General features: G+C 53.1%; 21 protein-coding genes. 2 read left to right on the top strand and 19 right to left on the bottom strand.

The genetic code is table 11. The annotated features are described in order from the left end of the window. Nucleotides 1-5 precede the first annotated feature (5 nt). The 6 genes from QW71_RS17510 to QW71_RS17485 all read right to left on the bottom strand — a co-directional run bounded on the left by QW71_RS17510 (nucleotide 6) and on the right by QW71_RS17485 (nucleotide 8703). Complete coding sequence (locus tag QW71_RS17510) at nucleotides 6-1727, bottom strand: glycoside hydrolase family 66 protein (RefSeq protein ID WP_052770067.1); 1722 nt, start codon at nucleotides 1725-1727, stop codon at nucleotides 6-8. A 42-nt stretch (nucleotides 1728-1769) separates the two neighbouring features. Then, nucleotides 1770-3344 carry an ABC transporter substrate-binding protein gene (locus QW71_RS17505; RefSeq protein WP_039301148.1) on the bottom strand — a complete coding sequence of 525 codons (1575 nt, stop codon included), beginning with the start codon at nucleotides 3342-3344 and terminating at the stop codon, nucleotides 1770-1772. Between the two features lie 82 nt (nucleotides 3345-3426). After that, entirely contained in the window at nucleotides 3427-4305 is an 879-nt protein-coding gene (locus QW71_RS17500; protein ID WP_039301146.1) for a carbohydrate ABC transporter permease, read from the bottom strand. Between the two features lie 12 nt (nucleotides 4306-4317). Then, on the bottom strand, nucleotides 4318-5247 hold the full coding sequence (locus QW71_RS17495) for a sugar ABC transporter permease (protein ID WP_039301144.1): 930 nt from the start codon (nucleotides 5245-5247) through the stop codon (nucleotides 4318-4320). Between the two features lie 75 nt (nucleotides 5248-5322). Beyond that, on the bottom strand, nucleotides 5323-6948 hold the full coding sequence (locus tag QW71_RS17490; RefSeq protein WP_039301143.1) for a helix-turn-helix domain-containing protein: 1626 nt from the start codon (nucleotides 6946-6948) through the stop codon (nucleotides 5323-5325). A gap of 3 nt (nucleotides 6949-6951) precedes the next feature. Then, nucleotides 6952-8703, bottom strand: coding sequence for a sensor histidine kinase (locus tag QW71_RS17485; protein ID WP_039301142.1), 1752 nt, complete (start codon nucleotides 8701-8703; stop codon nucleotides 6952-6954). 381 nt (nucleotides 8704-9084) lie between these two features. Here QW71_RS17485 and QW71_RS17480 point away from each other — a divergent pair, with 381 nt between their 5' ends. Beyond that, nucleotides 9085-10089, top strand: coding sequence for a LacI family DNA-binding transcriptional regulator (locus QW71_RS17480; protein ID WP_039301139.1), 1005 nt, complete (start codon nucleotides 9085-9087; stop codon nucleotides 10087-10089). Nucleotides 10090-10185: 96 nt separating this feature from the next. Here the strand turns inward: QW71_RS17480 and QW71_RS17475 are convergent, their stop codons facing one another. From QW71_RS17475 to QW71_RS17420, 12 genes are all read right to left on the bottom strand, one after another. Next, nucleotides 10186-11433, bottom strand: a complete 1248-nt coding sequence (locus QW71_RS17475; protein WP_235441487.1) for a M20 family metallopeptidase — start codon at nucleotides 11431-11433, stop codon at nucleotides 10186-10188. Beyond that, on the bottom strand, nucleotides 11430-12767 hold the full coding sequence (locus QW71_RS17470) for an LLM class flavin-dependent oxidoreductase (protein ID WP_039301137.1): 1338 nt from the start codon (nucleotides 12765-12767) through the stop codon (nucleotides 11430-11432). Before QW71_RS17470 ends, QW71_RS17475 begins: the two co-directional genes overlap by 4 nt. Nucleotides 12768-12796: 29 nt before the next feature. Further along, complete coding sequence (locus tag QW71_RS17465) at nucleotides 12797-13288, bottom strand: DinB family protein (RefSeq protein WP_039301132.1); 492 nt, start codon at nucleotides 13286-13288, stop codon at nucleotides 12797-12799. Beyond that, complete coding sequence (solA, locus tag QW71_RS17460) at nucleotides 13285-14466, bottom strand: N-methyl-L-tryptophan oxidase (RefSeq protein ID WP_083442603.1); 1182 nt, start codon at nucleotides 14464-14466, stop codon at nucleotides 13285-13287. Before solA ends, QW71_RS17465 begins: the two co-directional genes overlap by 4 nt. Continuing rightward, nucleotides 14459-15658 (bottom strand): amidohydrolase, encoded by a 1200-nt coding sequence (locus QW71_RS17455; protein ID WP_039301130.1) that lies wholly within the window; start codon nucleotides 15656-15658, stop codon nucleotides 14459-14461. Before QW71_RS17455 ends, solA begins: the two co-directional genes overlap by 8 nt. Next, the gene (locus QW71_RS17450; protein WP_039301127.1) at nucleotides 15655-16677 is read right to left on the bottom strand and encodes an LLM class flavin-dependent oxidoreductase; all 1023 of its coding nucleotides are present in this window, start codon (nucleotides 16675-16677) and stop codon (nucleotides 15655-15657) included. The genes QW71_RS17455 and QW71_RS17450 overlap by 4 nt, the downstream gene beginning before the upstream one ends. A gap of 11 nt (nucleotides 16678-16688) precedes the next feature. After that, the gene (locus tag QW71_RS17445) at nucleotides 16689-17441 is read right to left on the bottom strand and encodes an amino acid ABC transporter ATP-binding protein (protein ID WP_039301123.1); all 753 of its coding nucleotides are present in this window, start codon (nucleotides 17439-17441) and stop codon (nucleotides 16689-16691) included. Further along, nucleotides 17438-18148 carry an amino acid ABC transporter permease gene (locus QW71_RS17440; protein WP_039301120.1) on the bottom strand — a complete coding sequence of 237 codons (711 nt, stop codon included), beginning with the start codon at nucleotides 18146-18148 and terminating at the stop codon, nucleotides 17438-17440. The genes QW71_RS17445 and QW71_RS17440 overlap by 4 nt, the downstream gene beginning before the upstream one ends. Beyond that, nucleotides 18148-18930, bottom strand: coding sequence for an amino acid ABC transporter permease (locus tag QW71_RS17435; RefSeq protein ID WP_039301115.1), 783 nt, complete (start codon nucleotides 18928-18930; stop codon nucleotides 18148-18150). The genes QW71_RS17440 and QW71_RS17435 overlap by 1 nt, the downstream gene beginning before the upstream one ends. Nucleotides 18931-18965: 35 nt before the next feature. Continuing rightward, nucleotides 18966-19847: a transporter substrate-binding domain-containing protein gene (locus tag QW71_RS17430; RefSeq protein ID WP_039301112.1), complete on the bottom strand. Its 882-nt coding sequence runs from the start codon at nucleotides 19845-19847 to the stop codon at nucleotides 18966-18968. Continuing rightward, nucleotides 19844-20368 (bottom strand): GNAT family N-acetyltransferase, encoded by a 525-nt coding sequence (locus tag QW71_RS17425; RefSeq protein WP_039301110.1) that lies wholly within the window; start codon nucleotides 20366-20368, stop codon nucleotides 19844-19846. Before QW71_RS17425 ends, QW71_RS17430 begins: the two co-directional genes overlap by 4 nt. Before the next feature lie 111 nt (nucleotides 20369-20479). After that, on the bottom strand, nucleotides 20480-21376 hold the full coding sequence (locus QW71_RS17420; RefSeq protein WP_039301106.1) for a LysR family transcriptional regulator: 897 nt from the start codon (nucleotides 21374-21376) through the stop codon (nucleotides 20480-20482). Between the two features lie 280 nt (nucleotides 21377-21656). Between QW71_RS17420 and QW71_RS17415 the strand changes: the two genes are divergently transcribed. Then, the gene (locus QW71_RS17415; RefSeq protein WP_039301103.1) at nucleotides 21657-22217 is read left to right on the top strand and encodes a GNAT family N-acetyltransferase; all 561 of its coding nucleotides are present in this window, start codon (nucleotides 21657-21659) and stop codon (nucleotides 22215-22217) included. A gap of 21 nt (nucleotides 22218-22238) precedes the next feature. Here QW71_RS17415 and QW71_RS41390 read toward each other — a convergent pair. After that, nucleotides 22239-22464, bottom strand: a 226-nt coding sequence (locus tag QW71_RS41390; protein WP_039301100.1) for a hypothetical protein, incomplete at its 5' end; no start/stop codon positions are given.

Genomic DNA, 22464 nt, shown 5'->3' with positions numbered 1-22464 from the left:
CCCATTCACTCCTGTAAGCTAAATTTAACTACAACCATGGACCAGATGCTCAGGGACGGCAAAGTGAATCTGGCCGCAAGTCCTTGCCCGTGCGGAACCACCTCGTAATCCAGGACAATCACTTCCTGGGCCTGATCATCCGGGCTGGCCGTGTAGATGCATTCAATCGGCTGTTCGATTAATAGTGTGCAAACCACACCATTTTGAGCTTCAGGCCGCTGTTTCTTGCCATGCTCCCAATAATCATCCTCAAGCCCGGCAAGATTAATCAGCTGCAGGATCTGATAACCCGGCTTCCGCTTAATGATCGTCCAGACAGAATCAATATCTCCGTTCGGTGCAAAAGGCACATTGCCTTCGAAGGTAATCTCGGTGTTAACCCCGGCGGTATAGGTATAAGACACATCTTCCAATTGCGCATCATGTATCAGCACTCCAAAACGCACGATGAAATCATAGTAACGTCTGACCTCAATGGCAAATTCAGGCCGCATCACTGCATAATCGGGATAGTATGGCATAGTCAGCATTCCATGATCCTCACCCAGCAAGAGGTGATATCCCCCGCTGGCGAATATGGAAGCCATCGTCAGCAGCGCCCCGTTCTCAGCCCATTCCTTGTCATGTCCGGCTTCCGGATAGAAAGAGGGCAGATAGGCGGAGAGGATCACCGGCTTGTGCGGGTCCAGTGAACGCGCATTATCAATCAGTCCTTTAAGCTCACGCAACCGGACTACAGGCGGCCACACTTCAATATAAAGCGCCTCCTGATCCGACGAGGCCGTCTTGTTTATAGGATAATTACCCACATTATTGAAAATAACCCCGGCCTCTGCCTTGATTTCCTTTACGGCCGCATGGGTCCGGTTGATCAGTGCCGGATAACATTCCGCCAAATCGACCTGTTCTTCTTTTCCTGCGATCCGGCGCACGGCTTTCTTGGGAAAGCCGTATTGATCCATATGAATTCCGTCGAATCCGGCCTGTACGGCCTGACGAAACTGTTCAACAATATGATCGGTCCAAGGAGAACCCGGTGTAATATCCATAATATAGAACAGATCTATTAATTGAAACGGATCTCCCTGGCGATTATACAGTCCCCATTCCGGACGTGTCTGCAAGAAGTCCTTAAGACTTGCATATACCGCTCCATAGGCCATGGCAGCCATCCCTTTATCGTGTACGGCTGCGACTTTTTCACGAACCACCTTATAGGACATCGTCCGGCCCATCGGATCAATAAATTCATCCTCTTTTGGAACCAGATCATCATGCCGGTACATCCAGTCATAGAACTGTATGACATTCAAGTGGAATTTGTTCATGCTGTCGACGTCACGGGTGTCTCCGGATTCTTCACTCCGGAAATCGCTTAGAAATCCATACCGCGGCGCCCGGCCCCAATGATCGGCAATATCGTATGAGGTATAGGCGGTTGACACTACAGCTTCATTGCAGATAATTGCAGCCTTGACCCCATAACCCGCCCACTCTGTAGCTTCAGTGAACAAGGGAACAGGTATTCTCTGTCTCAAGCCTGGTTCCGTACTGATGCTAAGTCTTTCTTCAGCAATCTGCTGCTCCAGCTTGTAGAAGCCGACAACCAGCTGCAGAGCCGCTTTCTCCCGGGTCTCCACTTCAATGATAATGCTGCCTGATTGACCGGTCTTGTACTGGGCTTGATCTGGATATATATCTATATGCGTCAATACGCCATTGTCCATATGAATACTCCATTCCATGTAGATTGAGCTTAGCCATTCCGCTTATTTCTTGCCGTTTTCAGCCAGCCAGGCATCCAGCTGCTTTTGCACTTCCGCGAGTACTTTGTCTGCTCCAGCCGCTTTTTGTTTTTCCAGCATTTTAGGAAGAGACTCTTCCGGATCGAGCTGACCGGACTTCAGACCGTCAACAAAGGTTTTGTTGGCGTTGTCGATCGAGATCAATTCATTTTTTACCGGCTCCGGATCGAAGACAAATCCAAAGATCCGCGAAGGATTAGAAGAAACCTGTTCGTTGAACTTCTCGTAGTTCTGGTATTTATTCGGATCCTCGCCTACACGGGTATAGTTGAGCATTTGATTGCCGAGCTGCCACATAATATCGTGATAGTAGCCGACATTATCTGTAGTTTTGCCTTCCGGCAGCGCAATTTGTCCGTCTTTGAGCACATAATGGGTTCCCTCAATCCCGAAGTTGAAGAGGGTCAGCAATTCCTTGTCCTTATAGAAAAGGTTAAGCAGCATCATGGCACGTTCCGGATCTTCAGAGCTTTTTGCAATCGAATACATGGTTGCTGTCATTTTCCCTGTCTGCAAACGGTCAATATTGAGCGGAATTTGCAGCATCTCACGGCCCGCTTTAATCGAACCATTCGGTGATAGGGCTGCTTTGCCGATCTCCATATCCGCGATAATATCCATATCAGAGACAAAGGCGAAGCCTTTACCCGCTTGAATCTTCTTCCAGGCGTCCAGACCAGGTGTCAGTGCATCCTTGTTAATGTATCCTGCCTTGTACCATTTGTTGGTAAGCTTGGCAAGCTCCATATACCGCGGAGTCGTGTAGGAATTGATGACTGTATAATCATCTGCCGCTGTTCCCACGGTGTTAATCGCTGCAATACTCACAATAGAATCCAGGTTCGTGGATGAATAGTACGCTTCGAGAGGAAAGCTCGGTGCCACTAAAGGCGTAATCCCCGGTTCGTTCTCCTTGATGGTTTGAAGCATAGGCTCCAGATCCTCGACTTTACCAGACTTCAGTGCAGTCAGATCAAAGTTATATTTGTCCACAAGCTCTTTGTTCAAGTAGACCCCTTGTGCACCGCCCAGCTCCTGGTGGGTATGAATACCGTATAGCTTGCCGCCGCGTTTAGCCGGCCCGTGATAGTCCTTCTCTACAGCTTCGATGTCCGGGCCGTATTTAGCGAGCAAATCATCCAGCGGCAGCAAGCCCCCTTTGGTCACCTGTTGCTGGAACCCGAGCCAATCCGCTGTAAACAGCAGGTCCATTTTGTCGCCGGAGGCCATCATCAGGTTCGTTTTATCACTCCAGGCACCCCAGTCGATAGGATTCAGCTTGACCGTCATGTTCATTTCCGGATAAGTCTTCTTCAGATAATCATTCATCGCATCCTGTACCCGCTGATTATCATTTTGCGGCGCATCGGGGAATACCATTACAACTTCGTAGGGCTTCAATCCGGAGCTGGCCGCGCCTCCCGGCTGGACTTTGCCCGCCGGTGAATTAGCACCATTATTCCCGCCGCAGCCGGCTGCTACAACTGAAGTCAGCACAAGCGATGTCAATACAACAGAACTCTTTTTCAACCACTTCATAAATAGTAGACCTCCCTGGAATCCTTCTGTATTCTTCCTCATCATTCTGAACTTGCTTATACTAATCCGGTCTTTACCGGGATCAGCCTTTCACAGCGCCTACGGTAAGGCCTTTGACGAAATACTTCTGCAGGAAAGGGAATACCAGCACCAGCGGTCCGATTGCAATCATCGCCATCGCCATCCGGATGGATTCAAGCGGCGTTGTGACCTGTGCGGTTGAACTGTAAGCCTTATTGGCAATTGTCTGCAGGAACGAAGCATTCATTAAGGTTTTGGTCAAAAGATATTGCAGCGAGAACAGCTTCTCATTCTGGATGAAGACCAGGCTTGTAAACCAGTCGTTCCAGTAGGATACGGTGGTGAATAACCCGATTGTGGCCATTACAGGCAAGGACAGCGGCAGAATAATGCTGAAGTATGTCCGGAATTCACCTGCACCATCGATCTGAGAGGAATCAATCAGGGAAGGCGGGATGCTGTTCGTGAAGAAGGTCCGCATGATGATAACGTTGAAGCCGCCGATCAGACCCGGAATGATAAGCGCCATCAGCGTATCCTGAACATGCAGGAACCGGGTGTAGACAAGATACCAGGGCAGCAAGCCGCCCGAGAACAACATCGTGATCAGGATGTAGAAGCTCAGGGCACCTCTGAGCGGGAACTCTTTCCGCGACAATGCATAGGCCATGGCCGAAGTCACAAACAAACTGACGACGACTCCTATGAGCGTTACCGAGGCAGAAACACCATAAGCCCGCAATATTTTTCCGGCATCTTCAAACAGATACTGATAAGCGACAAGACTGAATTTGCCGGGCCAGAAGCTGTATCCATTCGCAGTTACCCAGTCTTCATCAGCAACCGAGATCATAAATACAAGCCAGAACGGGATCAGGCAGGCAAGGCTGAACAAGGACAGGACAATAAGGATCAAGGGATTCGTTCGTTTTTTCTCCATGATGTTCTCCTTCTAGAACAAAGCATTTTCTTTGCTGAATTTACGGACGGCCAGGTTGACGGTAATGACAAGGGTAAAACCAACTACCGATTGCAGCAGCCCTGCCGAGGAGGCGAGCCCCGTATCACCGGTAACCATTAATGCCCTGTAGACATAGGTATCGATAACATCCGTTGTCTCTTTGATCATGCCGGAGGCCATGGTTGCCTGATAGAACAGACCGAAGTCAGCGTTAAATATCCGGCCGATCGCCAGCAGTGTCATGATGATAATGATCGGTGCAATCAGCGGAATCGTAATTTTCGTCATTTGCTTCCAGCGTGTGGCCCCGTCAATGACGGCCGCTTCATAATATTCAGAGTCTATACCGACAATGGCTGCCAGATAGACAACGGCCGAGTAACCCACACCCTTCCAGGTGTTAACAAGGGTCAGGATATAAGGCCAATGCTCTGCTTCCGCATACCAGTTCCTGGGATCGATCCCGAAGGGCTCCAGAATGAATTTGTTGATGAAGCCCAGCTCCGGATTGAGAAATCCATACACGATATAGCCGACAATGACCATGGAGATGAAATTGGGCAGGATTACTGTGCTCTGAAAGAACTTGGAGGCGAATTTATTTTTGACCTCGTTAAGGAGAAGCGCCAGCAGCACTGCGAGTATCGTATTGATGATCAGGAAGCTAAGGTTGTACAGTAAGGTATTCCTGATGATCAGCCAAGCGTCGTTCGAAGCAAACAGAAACTTGAAGTTGTCCAGTCCGATCCATTTGCTGCCCCAGATTCCTGCCGTATAATTCAGGTCCTTGAAGGCCAGGAAAATACCGAACATGGGCAGGTAGTTATTGATCAGCATCAGCAGCACACCGGGCAATGCCAGCACGACCAAGGCCCTGTACTTCCATATACTTTTCCATTTTGAGCTGGTTTCCGAAGCCATAGTTCCACACCTTCTTATTGGGTTATGGCTTTATTATAAGGGGTTGCCTGCAGCTGCTCTGCCGTTTTTGTAACCTTAGTCTATTCGTTTTGTGACATTGCGGTATTCCTGGGGATTGACGTCGAACTGCTTGCGGAACATTTTGGTGAAATGGGAGAAATTGCTGTAGCCCACCTGCTGCGCGATCGCGCTGACCGGCATATCCGTGGTATCCAGAAGCTCGCGGGTGCGGTCCAGCTTCACCGAAATCAGGAAATCAATCAGGTTCTGGCCGGTCTCTTTCTTGAACAGCCTGGAGAGGTAAGCCGGGTTCAAGCCCACATAATCAGCGACACTGGCCCTGGAGATCTCTTCCTCCACATGCTGCCGGATGTAGCGGATGGACCGCTCGATCACTCCGCCCTTCTCCTGCCGCTCGAATTCCGCTTCCATGACCGCCGATACGATCCCTTCCGCCCAATGCCTGTATTGAAGCAGTCCCCGTATCCTAGCGGTTGTCCAGTCTGTAAACAGAACTATGCTTCCCGCATTGATTCCTCTTACCTGCAGGAAGTGGTATATAATCTGCAGGGTATCCTGATGCAAGGCGTCCAGATGTCTTCCCTGAAAGCAAGGATTGGCTTCCAGTTTCGCTGTCAGATTATGAATGAACTGCACAGCGGACTCACGTTTGCCGTTCAGCATATAAGAGATCAAGTCACCCAGCAGGATATCCTCCGAATTAGAATTAGTTGATAGCATCTGGTCCTGCGGTAAGTATAAGAGTACGGATTGGGTCCGGGAGATATTGTCACGCTCCATGATCTTTAGACTTTCGCACATTCCCGGCAGCTCCTGCAGGGGTTTGAACGAGCCGACATAGCAGGTTACGATGCTGTAGAACAACTCCTGGCAAGCTTTGATAAAACGTTTACCTATGGCCGTGAGCTTCTGCATGCTAAGCTTCCTAGTCTCCCTTTCTCCCTCCGCACCTTTGGCATACAGCAGAATGAACAAAACTCCGCTTTTATCCGTAACGGCCTCTCCCGGATGCTCTTCGGTAAAACATTCCTCCGCTGCTTTCTTCACAGCATATTCCATGATTTCCTGATCACGCGGACTGAGCGGTTTGGACCACTCCTCAATGCTGATCAGTATCGGAAGTACCTGATCCTCAGGATTTAACCCTACCCCCGCACCCGCCAGCTCCCTATCAAAGAAATCCCCGAACGACAGGATGCTGCGGGACAGCAAATCCTGCCAGAAACGTTCCACACGCTTCGGCTTTTCCTGTTGCCACAGATTCAGGTACTTATGATACATTTGGTTATAGGACTCATACTCTTCCTTCTCGCGGATAGCAGCCATCATTCCCGATACGGCAGACAACAGCTCATCCGTGTCAACAGGCTTCAGCAAGTAATCAAAGCTCCCGAGGTTAACAGCTTTCTTGGCATAGGAGAATTCGGAATGGCAGGTCAGAAAAATCGATTCCGTCCAGGGAGAGTGCTCCCTCACCCAGCCAACCAGGGAAAGTCCGTCTTCATCCGGCATTTCAATATCGCAAATCAGCAATTCTATTCTGTGATCATTCAGCAGCTCCCTGGCCTTGTCAGCCCTGTTCGCCGTCAAGACCTCTTCAATCCCATACGCCTTCCAGTCGCAGCAGTAGAGCAGCCCCTCCACAGCGAATTGTTCATCATCTACAATCAATAATCGCATCTCTCAATGTTCTCCTTCTGTATATTCAATAGGCAGGCTAAGCCGCACACGGAATCCGGACGGCTGATTACCGCTGAAGTGAATTCCGGCTCTCCCCTGATAGATCATCGCCAGCCTTTGCTTCACATTCCAGATCCCGATATGCCCTTCATCTGTGGCCGGGTTGTAATCCGGCGAATTCAGCTCTCGCAGCTTCTCTGCACTGCTGCCTTTTCCGTTATCCGCGATTTCAATGATCATGGTATCGGCTGCTTCTTCTGAGAGACCAGCCGAAATCTCCAGATGAAAGATCCCGGCTTTCAGGCTTATGCCGTGAAGCATGGCATTTTCTACAAAGGGCTGTACCATCAAGGAGGGTATGGAGGCACAGCTAAGCTCTTCGGCTATGGTGATCTGAAACTCAAACGACTGCTGGTAGCGCAACTTTTGAATTTCAAGGTAATTGCGGAGATGTTCAAGCTCTTGTTCCAAAGTAATGCGGTTATCCTTGACCTGAAGCATAAAGCGGAAATACTGCACCAGATGCCGTACTGTCTTTTTGACCAATTCGAAACGTTTCAGATCGGCAAGCTGAAAAATAATATTGAGCGTGTTCAAGAAGAAGTGCGGATTAATTTGCATTTGCAAATGCTTCATTTCAGCTTTTTGCGCATTAATCCGTTCCTCATAGATATCAATTCTCAGATCTTGAATTTCCACAACCATGTTATTAAATGCCTGATTCAGCGCCTGGAACTCCACGAGGTTAGAATCGGGAAGCTTGGTTTCCATGGCACCATTTCGAATCCGGTGGATGCCGCTCAGCAGATCCAGAATCGGGCGGATGACCATACGGCGGAAATAATATAAGTAAACCAGTAAAATGAGCAAAATAATAAAGGGCAGTACATTAATAATCGTCTGGAAGGTATTGAGTCCCTGGAGCAGCTCGGAAGCGGGGATGACCACAGACAGATTGATTCCCAGGGCGGATGACTGGCTGGACACCACAAACCACTTCAGGCCATCATGTGTAAAAGAAAAGGAAGAATTCAGATTCATCTTCTCACCCGGCAGCTTGAAGTCGTAGCCCATGGATGCCGAAGGACGGGTTAAGATATTCCCTGCATTATCCACAATAAGCACATCACCGCCCGATTGCAGGTTCAGATTGCCCAGCGGTGAACGCATAGAGTCGATTCGGATCAGAGCGCCAATGCAGGCGGTATTGCCCAGATTATTGCTGACGGTCCGGTTTAAATAGTAATCTCCGGCAATTTTAACGATCGTCCATTTGTACTGAAGCGGCTCCAGATGATGTTCATTTTGAACGTTTCTCGTAATCCAATCTCTTATCCGGTCCATATCATCCTCTGTCGTTCCTAATACATTGGATAGTGTCAAGGTATCATTAACGCCGGAGTACAGATAAAACATGTCCACGCTATGGTAATAGGCCTGGTAGGCCTGATTTCTCTGCATAATCCCCATACGGGCAAAATAATATTCTGATTCTGTCAGCCCCGGCTGATTCAATTGAAGAAAATTCACATCATGATCGACAATATCGACCAGATTAATTGTTATGTCCTCCAGACTGCTCTCCATCATCTTAAGATTGGAGTTGACCAGATTCTGATAGGATCTGGATACCTGGTCGAGCACAATTCCCTTGGCATAATATCCCCCGGCAAAAAGAACGGCGAGGAGCGGAACCGTTATTGCAGCAGACAGCTGAATCAGTTTTACACCCAGTGAGTTTTTCCTGTTTTTCATAATGCTCCTTTCTATAACTTAATATAAGAAAGAGTCACCTCAGTGACCCTTATCCTATGACTTTTTTTCTCAAGAACTGTTTTCTTTTTAACGTAAACGTTTACTCAAATATGCAAAAAACATACCTTTATAAGATCTTCCCCACCTCCTCCAAAAAAAATCTATGGTGTGAATTTATACGTTCACTTGAATGTAAGTTATGTATTTTTGTACCTACAATCTTAAATTCCCATTACGTAAACGCTTAACCTAAAAGTTATCTCGTTTATTTTTCCTTGTCAATGCTTATTTTACATAATGTTTAATTCCGGTTGACAAAGAAAAGGCAAGAACTTATATTTTCAGTAAGCGTTTACTGCTAAACGACAGGTAGGAGAGTCTATGAATCCCACAATTAAAGATGTTGCCCAAAAGGCGAACGTATCCATTGCCACCGTCTCAAGGGTTCTGCATAACTTAGGCGGATATTCAGATAAAACGAAGCAAAAGGTAGATCAGACCATCAAAGAGCTTAAATATCAGCCGAACGCTATCGCCCGCGGACTGATTAACAAGCGTACCCAAACCATCGGCGTGTTATTTCCTGATGTGTCGAGCGCCTTCTCCTCCGATCTGCTCCACGGAATCGACGAATTCGTCCATGACCGCAATTACAGTGTGATGGTCTGTAACACCGATCAGGACGGCAAACGTACGCAGAAGTATTTGCAGCTGCTGCGCGAGAAGCAGGTTGACGGGATTATTTTTTCCAGTGAAGTGCTCAAGAAAGAGTATTATGACATGCTGGAGAGCATGAAAGTTCCAGTCGTGCTGGTCTCTTCCCAAACGGATTTTGCCAACGTACCTTATGTGAAGGTCGATGATTATCAGGCGGCCTATGACGCTGTCCATTATCTGAACACCAAAGGCCACCGCAGAATCGGCATGATCAGCGGAACCAAGGGCGATCCCATCGCTGGAACTCCACGGATCGAAGGATACCGCAAAGCGCTGGAAGCACAAGGTATCGCCTTTGATAGCCGTTACCTCGTATATGGAGACTTTTCATACGAAAGCGGCTGTAGAGCCATGGAAGCCATATTACGGAGAACACCGGAGGTTACTGCTGTCTTCGCGGCCAGTGACGAAATGGCGATTGGTGCCCTTTCCACCGTTACGAAGCATGGAATGAATGTGCCTGAAGATATCTCCATCATGGGATACGACGATCTCCGGTTAGCCCGGATGGTCAATCCGCCATTGACTACCGTGCGCCAGCCGCTATATGACATTGGAATGATCGCTTCCGAGAAGCTGATCGGTATGATTGAAACGGGGGAGCCTGCGAAGAGTCAAATCTGTACCCACTCCATTGTGGAAAGGCAATCCGTTCGGGCAATTACCTGACCAAGGACATGTAACCCGTTCTTTCGGAAAAATAAAAAGACTGCCCCTAACGCCGTATTGGCGAAAGGAGCAGCCTTTTTCCTGTATATACCTGATTTAATCTCTCTCAGCAGCAAGCCTCACCAATACTCTGGCGCCCTGTACCAGCACAGCCTCATCAATGTTGAACCGGGGCTGGTGTAGCGCATGGGTTATCCCCCGTTCCGCATTGCCGCAGCCGATAAAAGCAAACGCCCCGGGCACCTGATCGAGATACCAGCCGAAATCTTCCCCGGCCAGGCTCGGCTGCTCCAGCAGATACGCCTGCTCATCTCCCAGCACCTTGCGCGCTGCGCCGAGCATCCGCTGAACGGCCAAGCCGTCGTTCACCACAGCGATACCTTCGCGCAGCTCCAGGCTGCTGCTGCCGCCATAAGCCGAGGCTATCGCTGCAGCGTGGCGCTTCAGTCCTTCCGTAATCCGGCTGACGGTTGATTTCGTGAAGGCTCTGAAGGTGCCGGTCAGCTCACTGTGCTCAGCAATGACATTGATTGCTGTTCCAGCACGCAGTGTGCCGAAGGCCAGCACCGCCGCTTCCGACGGATTAATCCCATTCGCCATCAGCCCGTTCACCTCGGTAACAAACCGTGCCGCCATCTGGATAGCATCGACCGCTTCATGCGGTGCGCTGTGATGTCCGGCGGTGCCCCGGAATTTCACGGTGAAATGGCTGGAGGCCGCCATGGCATACCGGGGATGAATGCCCAGCGTACCAACGGCAAGCTCCGGCATCACATGCAGGGCATAACACTGGTCCACGCCTTCCAGAATGCCGTCTTCGATCATATCCCTGCCGCCGGAGAGCAGGCGCCCGTCCAGCGGACTGCGGCTTGCGCCTTCTTCCGCCGGCTGAAAGACGAAGATCACCGTGCCGCTCAGCTGATGGCGGAATGCCGCCAGTGTCTGCGCGGCCCCGAGCAGCATCGCCGTATGGGCATCATGCCCGCAGGCGTGCATAACACCAGGATTCCTGGACTTATAGTCCACCTCATTCAGCTCAGCAACCGGCAGCGCGTCCATATCCGCCCGCAGCAGAATTACCGGCCCGCTCCCTGCCGTTCCCCGCAGCGTCCCGGTGACTCCCCTCCCGAAATGCCGGCCCACATTCCGCCGCACCTCAATGCCCCATGATTCGAGGAGTTCGGCAACCTTGCCTGAAGTGCGTGCCACATCGTAGAGCAGCTCCGGATGGCTGTGCAGATCACGGCGGATCGCGATCAGCTCCGCCTCCAGCCCGCCGGCATACTTCATCATGGCTTCAAGATCCGGTTTCAGACGGTCTGCACCGGACTGCGGATGCGTCACACCTGCCCTGCCGGTTCAGAAGCCTTAGAATAACGGTTCTCCGGCACTGGCAGTCCGAGATTGCCCCGCAGCGTATCGCTTTCGTATTCGGTGCGGAACAGGCCGCGTTCCTGCAGAATCGGAACGACCAGATCCACAAATTCCTCCAGCCCGTTCGGTACGGCGGCTGCCAGCATGAAGCCGTCGGCTGCTCCGGCCTCGAACCAGGTCTGAATCTGATCGGCCACCTGCTCCGGCGTACCGATGAAGCTGCTGCGCGGCGTAGCAGACTGCAAGGCCACCTGCCGCAGAGTTAAGCCCTGTTCTTTAGCATCCTTTTTGATTTTGTCCGTGCCGCTCTGGAAGCTGTTCCGGCCCAGATCACCGACATCCGGGAATGGCTCATCCAGCGGATACTGCGAGAAATCATGATGCTCGAAGAATCTGCCCAGATAGTTCAGCGCATTCTCGATCGTCACCAGACCGGCAACCTCCTGGTATTTGCGTTCCGCCTCCTCAGGGGTAGCTCCCAGAATCGGTGCTATTCCAGGGAAGATCAGCACTTCTTCGGGATTGCGCCCAAACGAAGCTACGCGGGTTTTCACATCCTTATAGAATTCCTGGGCAGACTCCAGCGTGTCATGACCCGTGAAGACGGCATCCGCTACGCTCGAGGCATAATCTTTGCCGACCTCTGAGGACCCTGCCTGGAAAATAACCGGCTGCCCCTGCTTCGAGCGGGCGATATTCAGTGGCCCCTTCACTGAGAAGAATTCACCCTGGTGATCAAGCGTGTGCACTTTCTCCGGATCGAAGAAGACGCCCGTCTCCTTATTGCGGACAAACGCATCATCCTCCCAGGAATCCCACAGCCCGCGCGCTACCTCCAGATATTCGGCGGCAATGCGGTACCGCTTGCCATGATCGGGATGCTCCTTCTTGCTGTAGTTAAGAGCTGAGCCTTCAAGCGGTGAGGTCACCACATTCCAGCCGGCCCGTCCGCCGCTGATGACATCCAGCGAGCCAAATTGCCGGGCCACAGTAAACGGTTCGCTGTAGGAGGTAGACAAGGTACCTACCAGACCAATGCGGCTGCTGACCGCCGCCAGTGCACTAAGAATCGTTAGCGGCTCGAAGCGGTTGAGGAAATGAGGGATCGACTTCTCATTGATGAACAGACCATCTGCAATGAAGATCAGATCCAGCTTGCCTTCCTCTGCTTTGCGCACCCATTCCTTGTATAACTCAAAGTTCACACTGGCATCAGGCTTCGCATCGGGATGACGCCACATGGAGGTGCTTCCTCCAACCCCGTGCAGCAGTGCCCCCAGCTTCAATTGTCTCGGTTTAGTCATGTTCATTCCTCCTCAAGGTTGTGTATTCATTACAAAGTGGCTTGCTGTGCAGAGAGACCGGCTTCCGCTCCCTGCCTGATCCGTTGGATCTGGGCCAGATGGGTCTGCACATGGGCGGTGAAGCTGCGGACAATATCAGCAATCCGGATGGTGTCTCCCTTGACATTAATCCCGCTTTTCTCCCATTCTGCGGCACTCAGTCTTCCCAGCAGGAGACTATTGTAATGCAGCAGGCTGCGGAACAGCTCCAGGCTGTCTGTCGCCTTACCCTGATTGCTGTGCTGCCCGCTGACCCAGGCATCCTGATTGAATGCCGGAAGCTGCACCTTCGTATCCGCCAGAATATCACGGATACGGAAGGAGACCACGATGCTGTGATCAGCCAGATGTGACAGCACCTCGGTTACGCTCCAGCTGGCCGGCTCCGCCTTCCACTTCAGCTGCTCATCTGATAAGCCTTCCAGTGCCTGCACCAATTGCCCGTGCGTATTCAAGTACTCTGTTAGCTCCACACTGCTCATTCGATCTCCTCCAATATAAGTTTCGGTTGCGGCTGGTCAGGCCCGGCAGGGAAGCGTGACAGCGCAAATGGCGCAATATTCAGCTTCGTATGTCCTTGCACGGCCAAATCCGCGAGGATCTCCCCGACCACGCTGGAGAATTTGAAGCCATGTCCCGAGAAGCCTCCGGCCAGCAGCACATTGCTGTAGGCCGGGTGGCGGTCAATAATGAAATCCTCATCCGGTGTATGCTCATATTTACAGACGGACCCTTTAAGGAGCTTCCCGGCTGCGCCGGGCATATAAGCCTCCAGCACGCGGCGAAGGTCGCCTTCATCGCTCTCCAGACTGCCGAACGGTGCCAGCGGTTCGCCGGGCCTCCATTCCTCGCCTGTATCATGGCGGCCGATCTTCAGTCCCGCACCGCCGATGCTGGGGAAGCCGTAGAACCCGCCTTCCTCAGCCCCCAGCGTGAAGCCGGGGAACTTCCCGGCCTCGAAGTCCGGCGTACTCCCAAACCAGCCTACTACCTTACGGACCGCTTTAATCGGCAGGCTGACAAAGGGTGATAATGACTTAAACCAGGCGCCAGCACTGAGAACAGCAGCCGCTCCATGGTACTCACCGTTCTTCGTATGAACGGTGACCCTCCCTTCGCGGGCCGTCACATTCAGCACGGGGGTATTCGTCAGCAGCTCTGCACCATGAGCCAGTGCCAGCTGCCGGTAGGCCGTTATGCACCGTTCACTGTAGAGGTAACCCGCATCCGGCTCATACATCGCCTCGAAGGATTCCGGGAGGTTCAGCGCCGGCCAGCGGTGGCGGATTTCGTCCGCATCCAGCTGCTCGGCCCGGACCTTCCGCTTCCGGGCTTCCACCAGGCGGCCGGCGAAGGAATAGACGCCGCTGTCTGCCAGATTGAGCACGCCAGAAGGGACAAGCAGCTCCGTCCCGCTCTCCGCCTCGGCCTCTTCCCATAGCACCTGGGCACGGAGCGCCAGGTCAATATAGGCCGGATCTCCGCTATAGGCATGCCGGATCAGCCGGGTATCCCCGTGATGGCTTCCTTCGGTATGCGGCGGATCAAAGGCATCGATCAGCAGCGTCCTCACGCCGCGCCGGGCCAGATGATAACCCGCGCTCATTCCCATCGAGCCTGCGCCGACAATAATTACATCATATACGGGATGCTCAGCTATGATCCGCACCCCCTTCAGCCGCGAAATGCTCCAGCACCCGTACCGCCAGACTGCTGAAGAATCCGGCACCTACAGGCAGCGCCGCTTCGTCCAGATCGAACTCAGGGTGATGCCATTCCCGGCTTCCGGCCGTGCCGGTAAAGACAAATAAACCGGGAACCGCCTGCTGGTAGAAGGCGAAGTCCTCCCCGGCCGGTGATGGAACCGGCTTCACGGAGGTATAGCCCAGGTTCGCGGCTGTTTCTTCTCCTAGGCGGGCCAGCAGCGCATCATTGATAACCGGTGGCGGTCCGCCGATCCAGCGCACGCTGGCTTCCGCCCCCAGTGCGGCTGCAACGCCTGCCACCACCTCTTCGAACCGTTTCAGCACCCTGCCGCGCACCGCTTCATCGAATGAACGTATCGTCCCTTCCAGCACCGCCATTTCCGGGATGATATTCCACGAGTTCCCGCTGTGAATCTGCGTAACGCTGATGACAGCACTGTTCAGGCTGCTCACATTCCGGCTGACGATGGACTGCAGCGCCGTAACGATATGGGAAGCTGCTACGATGGGGTCTATACCGGCTTCCGGCACTGCCGCATGGGTTCCGAACCCGCGGACCTCCGCTATGAAGCCGTCAGCAGCTGCCATCAGCGGACCTTCCTTAATACCGATGGTCCCTACCGGCAGATCCGGCTTATTATGCATCCCGATGACCGCGCGGACATTATCCAGCCCTCCGGCAGCGATGATCTGCTGCGCGCCTTTTGCCTTCTCCTCGGCAGGCTGGAACAAGAAGCGGACCGTTCCCTTCAGGCTGCTCTCCTGCTGCTTCAGCTGATAAACTGCCCCCAGCAGCGCCGCCGTATGGAAGTCATGCCCGCAGGCATGCATTCTGCCCGGAACCAGCGAGGCATACGGCAGCCCGGTTTCTTCCTGAATCGGCAATGCATCAATGTCGGCCCGCAGGGCAATCACCGGACCGCCCTGCAAGCCGCCGATCTCGGCAATCACTCCAGTCTTCAGCCCGTAATCCACTATCTTCACTCCTGCCTGCTTGAGCAGGGAGGTAATATATTTCGTAGTTTCATATTCTTCATTGGAGAGTTCAGGATACCGGTGCAGATGACGGCGGATCTGGTCCAGCCGCTCATTGAACGATAACCTGTTAACCGCCTGGGCAGCGGATTCTGCAGCTGTGCTTGTCATGATGATGCCTCCGCCGGAACCCCGGCGAGCGCTTCAGCCAGCAGCTCGAAAGAACGCAGACGCTTATCGAAGGGCTGCACGTTGGTCGTTACAATGAACTCCTCTACCCCGGACGCCTCAGCCAACGCCTGCAGCTGTCCGCGGACCGATTCCTTCGTTCCTTTCGTAACCTCAGGCTCCCGCTCTTCCAGGGTGTAAGGCTCCGCGCTCTGGCGGGTGAACTCCTCCGCCTGCTCGCGGGTGGCCACCGTCAGCTTCTTCCCGCTGGCGAGTTGAATGCGGATCAGCTTATGCGCTCCGCCTAACTCTTTGGCCTCCTCTTCCGTATCGGCCACGATTACAGCCAGCGCGATAATCACTTGCGGCTCCTTCCCGCTGCTGGTATTGAAGCCGCTGCGGTAAGCACGCACCGCTTCCAGGGCAACGGCCTGATCGCCGCCGATGAACAAAGAGAATACATACGGCAGCCCCAATTCCGCAGCGATTTCGGCGCTGGCGACACTGGCACCCAGTACATACAGCTGCGGCGGAGTTCCCGGCAGCGGGCCAGCCTTCAGCCCGGTGAGCGGATGATCCTCCTCCAGCCGGTTATGTACATATTTCTCCAGCTCTATGATTTTATCGGTCAGTGAAGGAGCCTCGCCGCCTCCCTGCTGCAGCGCCTGCGTACTGCGCGGCATTCCGCCGGGAGCGCGCCCGACGCCCAGGTCTACACGGCCCGGCGCCAGCGAAGCCAGCACGTTGAAGTTCTCCGCCACCTTGTACGGGCTATAATGCTGCAGCATAATCCCTCCGGAGCCAATCCGGATGCTCTCCGTCTTGGCCAGCAGATGCGAGATCAGCACCTCCGGGGAAGAACCGGCCACCTGCTCGGAATCATGATGCTCGGATACCCAGAACCGGCGGAAGCCGAGACGCTCCGACAGCTGCGCCAGCTGGACTGTATGCTGGAAGGCCTCTTCGGACGTCTCGCCGGGATAAATCGGGCTTTGGTCCAATACGCTGATTGTAATTGCCATAGATATGCCTCCTAGATGGAATAGTTCAGCTCCGGCGTAATCCGCTTCAGGAACTGTTTCGTTCTTTCTTCACGTGGATGGTTGAACACCTCGGTGGGTGTGCCTTCTTCGACAATCACGCCGCCGTCCATGAACACCACATGGTTCGCCACATCGCGGGCAAAACCCATCTCATGCGTCACCACAATCATCGTTATCCCTTCCTTGGCAATCTTGCGGATCACCGCAAGCACTTCGCCAACCAGCTCCGGGTCCAGCGCCGAGGTCGGCTCGTCGAACAGAATCACTTCCGGCTCCAGCGCCAGCGCCCGGGCAATGCCGACCCGCTGCTGCTGCCCGCCGGACAGCTGGCTTGGATAGGCATCCAGCTTGCTTCCTAAGCCGACCTTTTCCAGCAGTGCGATGCTTCTCTTCCGTGCTTCCTCCTTCGGAAGCTTCTTGACGATCAGCAGCCCTTCCATCACATTCTCCAGCGCCGTTTTGTGGCGGAACAGATTGTATTGCTGGAAGACCATGGCCGTTTTTTGCCGCAGCTGGTGAATATCCTTTTTGCGGGCATGCCGGCAGTCCAGCTTGAACTCACCGATCGAGATTTCGCCGCCGCTTGGCTTCTCCAGATAATTCACACAGCGCAGCAGGGTTGTTTTGCCGGAACCGCTGGGGCCAAGAATGACGACAACTTCCCCTTTGGACACCTTCAGATCAATATTGTTCAGCACCTGATGGCGCCCGAAAGACTTCGATATACGTTCCAGCTTAATCATGCGACTCCACCCCGGTTATACAGATTTATCCGTTTTTCGATCAAGGCGGTGGCCCGCTCAATGAGGAAGGTCAGCCCCCAGAAGATCAGCGCCGCCGCCAGATACGCCTCGAAGAATTTCCAGTTTGTCGAAGCTACGATTTGCGCCTGGGCATTGATATCCACGACCGATACGGTAAAAGCAAGCGTAGACCCGTGCAGCATTCCGATCACGGAATTCGACAGATTGGGCAGGCTCGCCGCCAGCGCCTGGGGGAATACGATCCGCCGGAGCGCCTGGGGAGTACTCATCCCTATGGAATGGGCAGCTTCGATCTGACCGCGGTCCACCGCCAGCAGGCCGGAACGGACCACCTCGGACATATAGGCTCCTGCTGTAATGGAGAAGGAGATGTAGGCGAAGCCGATCATCGGAATCGACACCGAGCGGAAGCTCCATCCGAACTGTACAGCAAGCCCGTCGATAATCATCGGCAGCCCGAAATAGATCAGCAGCAGATGCGTCAGCATCGGGGTACCGCGGATGAAGGTGACATACCCCACCGCCAGCGGATACAGGACAGGTACTTTATAAATCCGGACCAGTGCCACCACAATTCCGATCGCGAAACCGGCCAGTACCGAGACCACCGTGATATACAGCGTTGTAGGAATGGCTCCCAGAATCTGCAGGAACGCCGTCCAGATAAACGATGGGTCCAGCTTCATTACGCGCCGCCTCCTTTACCCGGTCCCATGTCCGCAATGATATGGCGGTAGGACGCTTTTTTCTGCAGACTGAATTTCCGCTTCACCGGACTGCCCTGGTCTTCATGCCGGAGTAACCGGCGTTCCGCCACCAGCAGCAGCTTCTCAATCGTAAAGCTAATCACGAGATAGATGAGTGCAAGTGCAATATAGGTTTCGATAAAATGCTGGGTCACGCTGCCCAAAGTCTGTGCCTTACCCGTCATCTCCATCACGCCCAGCGTGAACGCAAGCGAAGTATCCTTCAGCAGCGCAATGACCAGGTTCGAGAATACGGGAATCGCAATCCCCAGTGCCTGGGGCAATACAATCCGGGTAAAAGCCTGATAAGAGGTCATCCCCGTAGCATAAGCCGCTTCCACCTGGCCTTTATCGACAGCCGTTACCGAGGCGCGGATCATCTCCGACATGAAAGCCCCCGTATGCAGGCCGTAGGTCAGAATTACGAATACCAGCACCGGCGTCCGCGTCATATCGAGATTGACCAGCTTCAGCACCTCGGGCAGACCGTAATAGAACAGGAACAATTGAATCAGAATCGGCGTTCCCCGGAAGAATGAGATGTACACCTCGGCTAAGGTCTTCAGGACCGGCACCTTGTAGAGGCGGGGAAGGGCAATTATAAATCCGACAATCACACCTGCCAGCAGCGAACAGGCTACGATTAGCAATGTTGTGCTCAGCGTAGTCAGCAGCTTAGGCAGAAAAGAGAATACAAAACTAAGATCAAACGGTGCACCCATCCTGCCCCTCCTTCTCCGCTATAACGGCAGCCTCATCATTGAACCGTGGATGTGGTGACGTCAGCCCCCAGCCACTGCGTACTTATTTTGCCCAGCGTGCCGTCTGTCTTCAGCTCTGCGACCACTCCGTCGATGGCATCCGACAGCTTCTGCGACGGGGCATCATCCTTGCGGAACACATACAGAATGTCAGCGGAGGATAGCTCAGCACCTACTGCCTGCAGCTTGCTCTGCGGATCAATAATCGGCAGTACGAAATCCGCCGCGAGCGTGGCATCCACACGGCCCGAGTCAATCTGGCTCACCGTATCGTTAGCCGCACCGTTCTGATAGACAATTTTGATCGAATCCGCGCCGTGCTCCTTGTTGTAATTCTCGAGGATTTGCGCTTGTGCGCTGGTTGCGCCTGTCAGCACCTTTTTACCTTGCAGATCGTCCAGCGTCTGGATCGAATCATTGCCTTTGGCTACAATAATGCGGTTTCTCCAGTGGGCATAAGCTTCTTTGTTAAAAGAATACTTCTGCTCCCGCTCCGGGTTCTTCTCCATAACATGGGCTACCAGATCAATCTTCTTGGTCTCCAGGCTCAGCAGCAGATTGCTGAAGTCCATCGTCTGGAATTCGAACTCATACTCCGGCAGACGGCTGTCAATTTCCTTGAGCAGCTCTACATCGAACCCGGTCAGCTTGCCGTTCTCGTCAATGAAGCAGACATTCGGAAAAGCGGTGCCTGTGCCCACCACGATCTTGGTCACCTCTGCCGGTTCTGCAGCTGCAGTCGTTGCCTCCGCACTGGTCTGCGGTGCTGCTTCCGCCACATTCCCGCTGCTACTGCTGTTCGCACTGTTATTGTTGCCGCAGCCGGCGATCACCAGCGTCAATGCCAATGCAGTTGTGAGCGAAATGGTCTTCTTCATCTCTCTATCCCCTTTAGGTTGTAGTATGGTTGAGCGGTAAGTGTCTTTCTCATCAAATACATAATGCCGTCACCATTCTGCGCATCCAGCTCCAGAATCCGTTCATACCCCCGGCGTTCATACATGGCAACCAGCCAGGGATGCTTCTGTGCCGTAGCCAGGGTTACAGCGGGAGCACCCAGCTTGCCGTGAATAATATGCTCCTCCACCCAGTCGAGCAGCTTGCCGCCGTAACCTTTGCCGCTGCGCTCGGGATTCACTGCGAACCATTTCACAAAAGGCAGATCGGTTACCGCCTTGACCTCTCCGCTCTTCGAGAGAGTGATCGTCGCCTCCACGTTGCCGTCGATCTCCAGCACATAACACTCATTGGTGGCGATGTTATCCTGAATTAGAGCCAAATCGGCGTTTGCCGCCGGCCAGTGCAGTCCAAGCTCGCGGATCAGCTGATAGGCACGATAGGTCACATCCAGCAGCTGCTGGGCATCCTTCTCTCCGGCCTGCCGGTATACCTCGCTCATTTCGTGCCCCCGTTTCTCAATTTAGATAATCCCTATGTGTTTAGTGGTGATTATATGCAATTAACTTTATCACTGCATGTAGCCATGCGCTAATAGAGTTTTTTAATACTGTTATACAAGAAGTCGATCCGGCTTGCTGCGGCCCACCGCCAGTTCCAGCAGCGACTCAATGAATTCCGCATTCTCCCCGTTCAGCGAGATCAGGCTGGTCCGCAGGGAAATCCCTTCCGTCTCGGCGACATCCACCCTAATCAGCGTTCCCGCCTCCACTTCCTCCTGCACACTGAGAGCCGGAAGGAAGCAAATCCCCGCTTGCCTCAGCACGAGCTTCTTGGCTGTCTCCAGATTATCCACCTGATACACTATGTCCGGCGGCTGCTCCATGCTCTCGAATACCCGGTGCAGGCGCATCCAGTCCAGCGAGCCGCACTCGAAGAATACGAGAGTCTCCTCACGGATCTCCTGGATGGAGGCACGGCCCTGACGGGCCAGCGGATGGTTCTTGTATACGTATAGCGATATCGGATCTTCACAGAAAGGGAACGACTGAATGGCCGGATTAACCACTTTGCGGATAAAAGCGAGATCAATCTCCTTGGCCTTCAGCTTCTCAATTAATGAATCGGTGGATGAGGTCGTCAGTTTAAAGTGGACCTGCGGATATTTCCGCTTCAGATGCAGCAGGAGCTGCGGCATCAGATAATTGGAGACCGATACCGTGCTGCCGATTCTCAGTTCATCCGGAATTTGGCCTTTCGACTGGATCTGATGTTTACCGTTCTGGTAGACCTGCAGAATCTGCTGCGCGTAAGGAAGGAACTGGCGGCCTTTATCCGTAAGGTTAATCTGCTTGCCCAGCCGGTCGAACACTCTGCAGTCCAGCTCCCGTTCAAGCGACTGGATGCGGGCCGTCACGGTCGGCTGGGAGATGTAGAGTACATCTGCCGCTTTGTTGAAGCTTCCGTAGTGGTTGATGTAGACAAAGGCTTCAATATTCTCGATGTTCAAGCGTAGTCCTCCTCCACAACTTTATTTAAATTAACTATTCCAATTGATTAACAAGGAATTAATGCCGTACGGGTGTATAGATTTTGTTTATATCTTAGTCATCGGCCCTTTTTTTGTCAACTGACTTATCGTGTAATATACAGCAAAAACCATTACATAGATCACAAAAACAGATAGAACTTTTCTATCTGTTAATCGGTTTTGTTAAATTCCTCTTATATTCATCGGAATTGTGGATTATAATAAGCGTCACATCCCATTTCTGAACAGGAGGTACCCGATGAATCGATCAGCACAAATTGTAATCCGTGAAGCCGCAGAGGCTGACCGCGAGGCTATCGCAGGAGTTCTGCTTGAGGCTTACAGTGAATATTCAGCCGTGTTGCCCGAACCTTTTTGGGCGCAGTACCGCGACTCCATTCTTGATTCCGTCCATGGCAATGCTCCGGTCTCGCGGATTGTAGCGGAGCTGGATGGGCAGATCATAGGCAGTGTGCTGCTGTTCACCTCTTCAGAGGCCGCTTACGGCAGGCCGGAGCTGGGTATCCACACGCCAATCATCCGTCTGCTCGCTGTTTCTCCGGCCGTCCGTGGACGCGGGGTTGCCAGGCTGCTGATCAGCGAGGCCGCCAGACAATCTGCGCTGCTTGGAGCAGCCAGCCTGAATCTCCACACTTCGGACATGATGGCATCCGCAATCAGGCTGTACGAGAAGCTCGGCTTCCAGCGTGCTTATGAAACGGATATTAAGAACGGGGACACGCTGGTCAAAGGGTACCGTCTGGAGCTGCCCGTCTCCGCTGGCGTGCAGACGCAACAAACCTCCACCTCCACAGCCTGAGCGGAAACGTCTCGCAGTCCTTTAGGGGACGGTAACCGTTCCATCGGGAATATAAGGATAAAGTATGCGGAGGTTGTGCTGAAAGAAACCCGCCTGCAGGATAAAACCCGAGCAGGAGTGTGTAGGTGCGCTGATTGGTGGCGGTGCTGATAGGCGCAGCGCTGACAGGCGGCGGCGCTGATTGGCGGCGGTGCTGACAGGCGCGGCGCTGATTGGCGGCGGTGCTGATTGGCGGCGGTGCTGATAG

Origin of the sequence: Paenibacillus sp. IHB B 3415 (assembly GCF_000802655.2) — a bacterium.
GTDB classification, from domain to species: domain Bacteria; phylum Bacillota; class Bacilli; order Paenibacillales; family Paenibacillaceae; genus Paenibacillus_AQ; species Paenibacillus_AQ phytohabitans.
This window is presented reverse-complemented; position numbering and strand designations above follow the sequence as displayed.

What these genes read in the sequence shown, in the direction of transcription:
- QW71_RS17510 (WP_052770067.1), bottom strand. Translation starts at nt 1,727, where the DNA reads ATGGACAATGGCGTATTGACGCATATAGATATATATCCAGATCAAGCC.
- QW71_RS17505 (WP_039301148.1), bottom strand. Translation starts at nt 3,344, where the DNA reads ATGAAGTGGTTGAAAAAGAGTTCTGTTGTATTGACATCGCTTGTGCTG.
- QW71_RS17500 (WP_039301146.1), bottom strand. Translation starts at nt 4,305, where the DNA reads ATGGAGAAAAAACGAACGAATCCCTTGATCCTTATTGTCCTGTCCTTG.
- QW71_RS17495 (WP_039301144.1), bottom strand. Translation starts at nt 5,247, where the DNA reads ATGGCTTCGGAAACCAGCTCAAAATGGAAAAGTATATGGAAGTACAGG.
- QW71_RS17490 (WP_039301143.1), bottom strand. Translation starts at nt 6,948, where the DNA reads ATGCGATTATTGATTGTAGATGATGAACAATTCGCTGTGGAGGGGCTG.
- QW71_RS17485 (WP_039301142.1), bottom strand. Translation starts at nt 8,703, where the DNA reads ATGAAAAACAGGAAAAACTCACTGGGTGTAAAACTGATTCAGCTGTCT.
- QW71_RS17480 (WP_039301139.1), top strand. Translation starts at nt 9,085, where the DNA reads ATGAATCCCACAATTAAAGATGTTGCCCAAAAGGCGAACGTATCCATT.
- QW71_RS17470 (WP_039301137.1), bottom strand. Translation starts at nt 12,767, where the DNA reads ATGACTAAACCGAGACAATTGAAGCTGGGGGCACTGCTGCACGGGGTT.
- QW71_RS17465 (WP_039301132.1), bottom strand. Translation starts at nt 13,288, where the DNA reads ATGAGCAGTGTGGAGCTAACAGAGTACTTGAATACGCACGGGCAATTG.
- QW71_RS17455 (WP_039301130.1), bottom strand. Translation starts at nt 15,658, where the DNA reads ATGACAAGCACAGCTGCAGAATCCGCTGCCCAGGCGGTTAACAGGTTA.
- QW71_RS17450 (WP_039301127.1), bottom strand. Translation starts at nt 16,677, where the DNA reads ATGGCAATTACAATCAGCGTATTGGACCAAAGCCCGATTTATCCCGGC.
- QW71_RS17445 (WP_039301123.1), bottom strand. Translation starts at nt 17,441, where the DNA reads ATGATTAAGCTGGAACGTATATCGAAGTCTTTCGGGCGCCATCAGGTG.
- QW71_RS17440 (WP_039301120.1), bottom strand. Translation starts at nt 18,148, where the DNA reads ATGAAGCTGGACCCATCGTTTATCTGGACGGCGTTCCTGCAGATTCTG.
- QW71_RS17435 (WP_039301115.1), bottom strand. Translation starts at nt 18,930, where the DNA reads ATGGGTGCACCGTTTGATCTTAGTTTTGTATTCTCTTTTCTGCCTAAG.
- QW71_RS17430 (WP_039301112.1), bottom strand. Translation starts at nt 19,847, where the DNA reads ATGAAGAAGACCATTTCGCTCACAACTGCATTGGCATTGACGCTGGTG.
- QW71_RS17425 (WP_039301110.1), bottom strand. Translation starts at nt 20,368, where the DNA reads ATGAGCGAGGTATACCGGCAGGCCGGAGAGAAGGATGCCCAGCAGCTG.
- QW71_RS17415 (WP_039301103.1), top strand. Translation starts at nt 21,657, where the DNA reads ATGAATCGATCAGCACAAATTGTAATCCGTGAAGCCGCAGAGGCTGAC.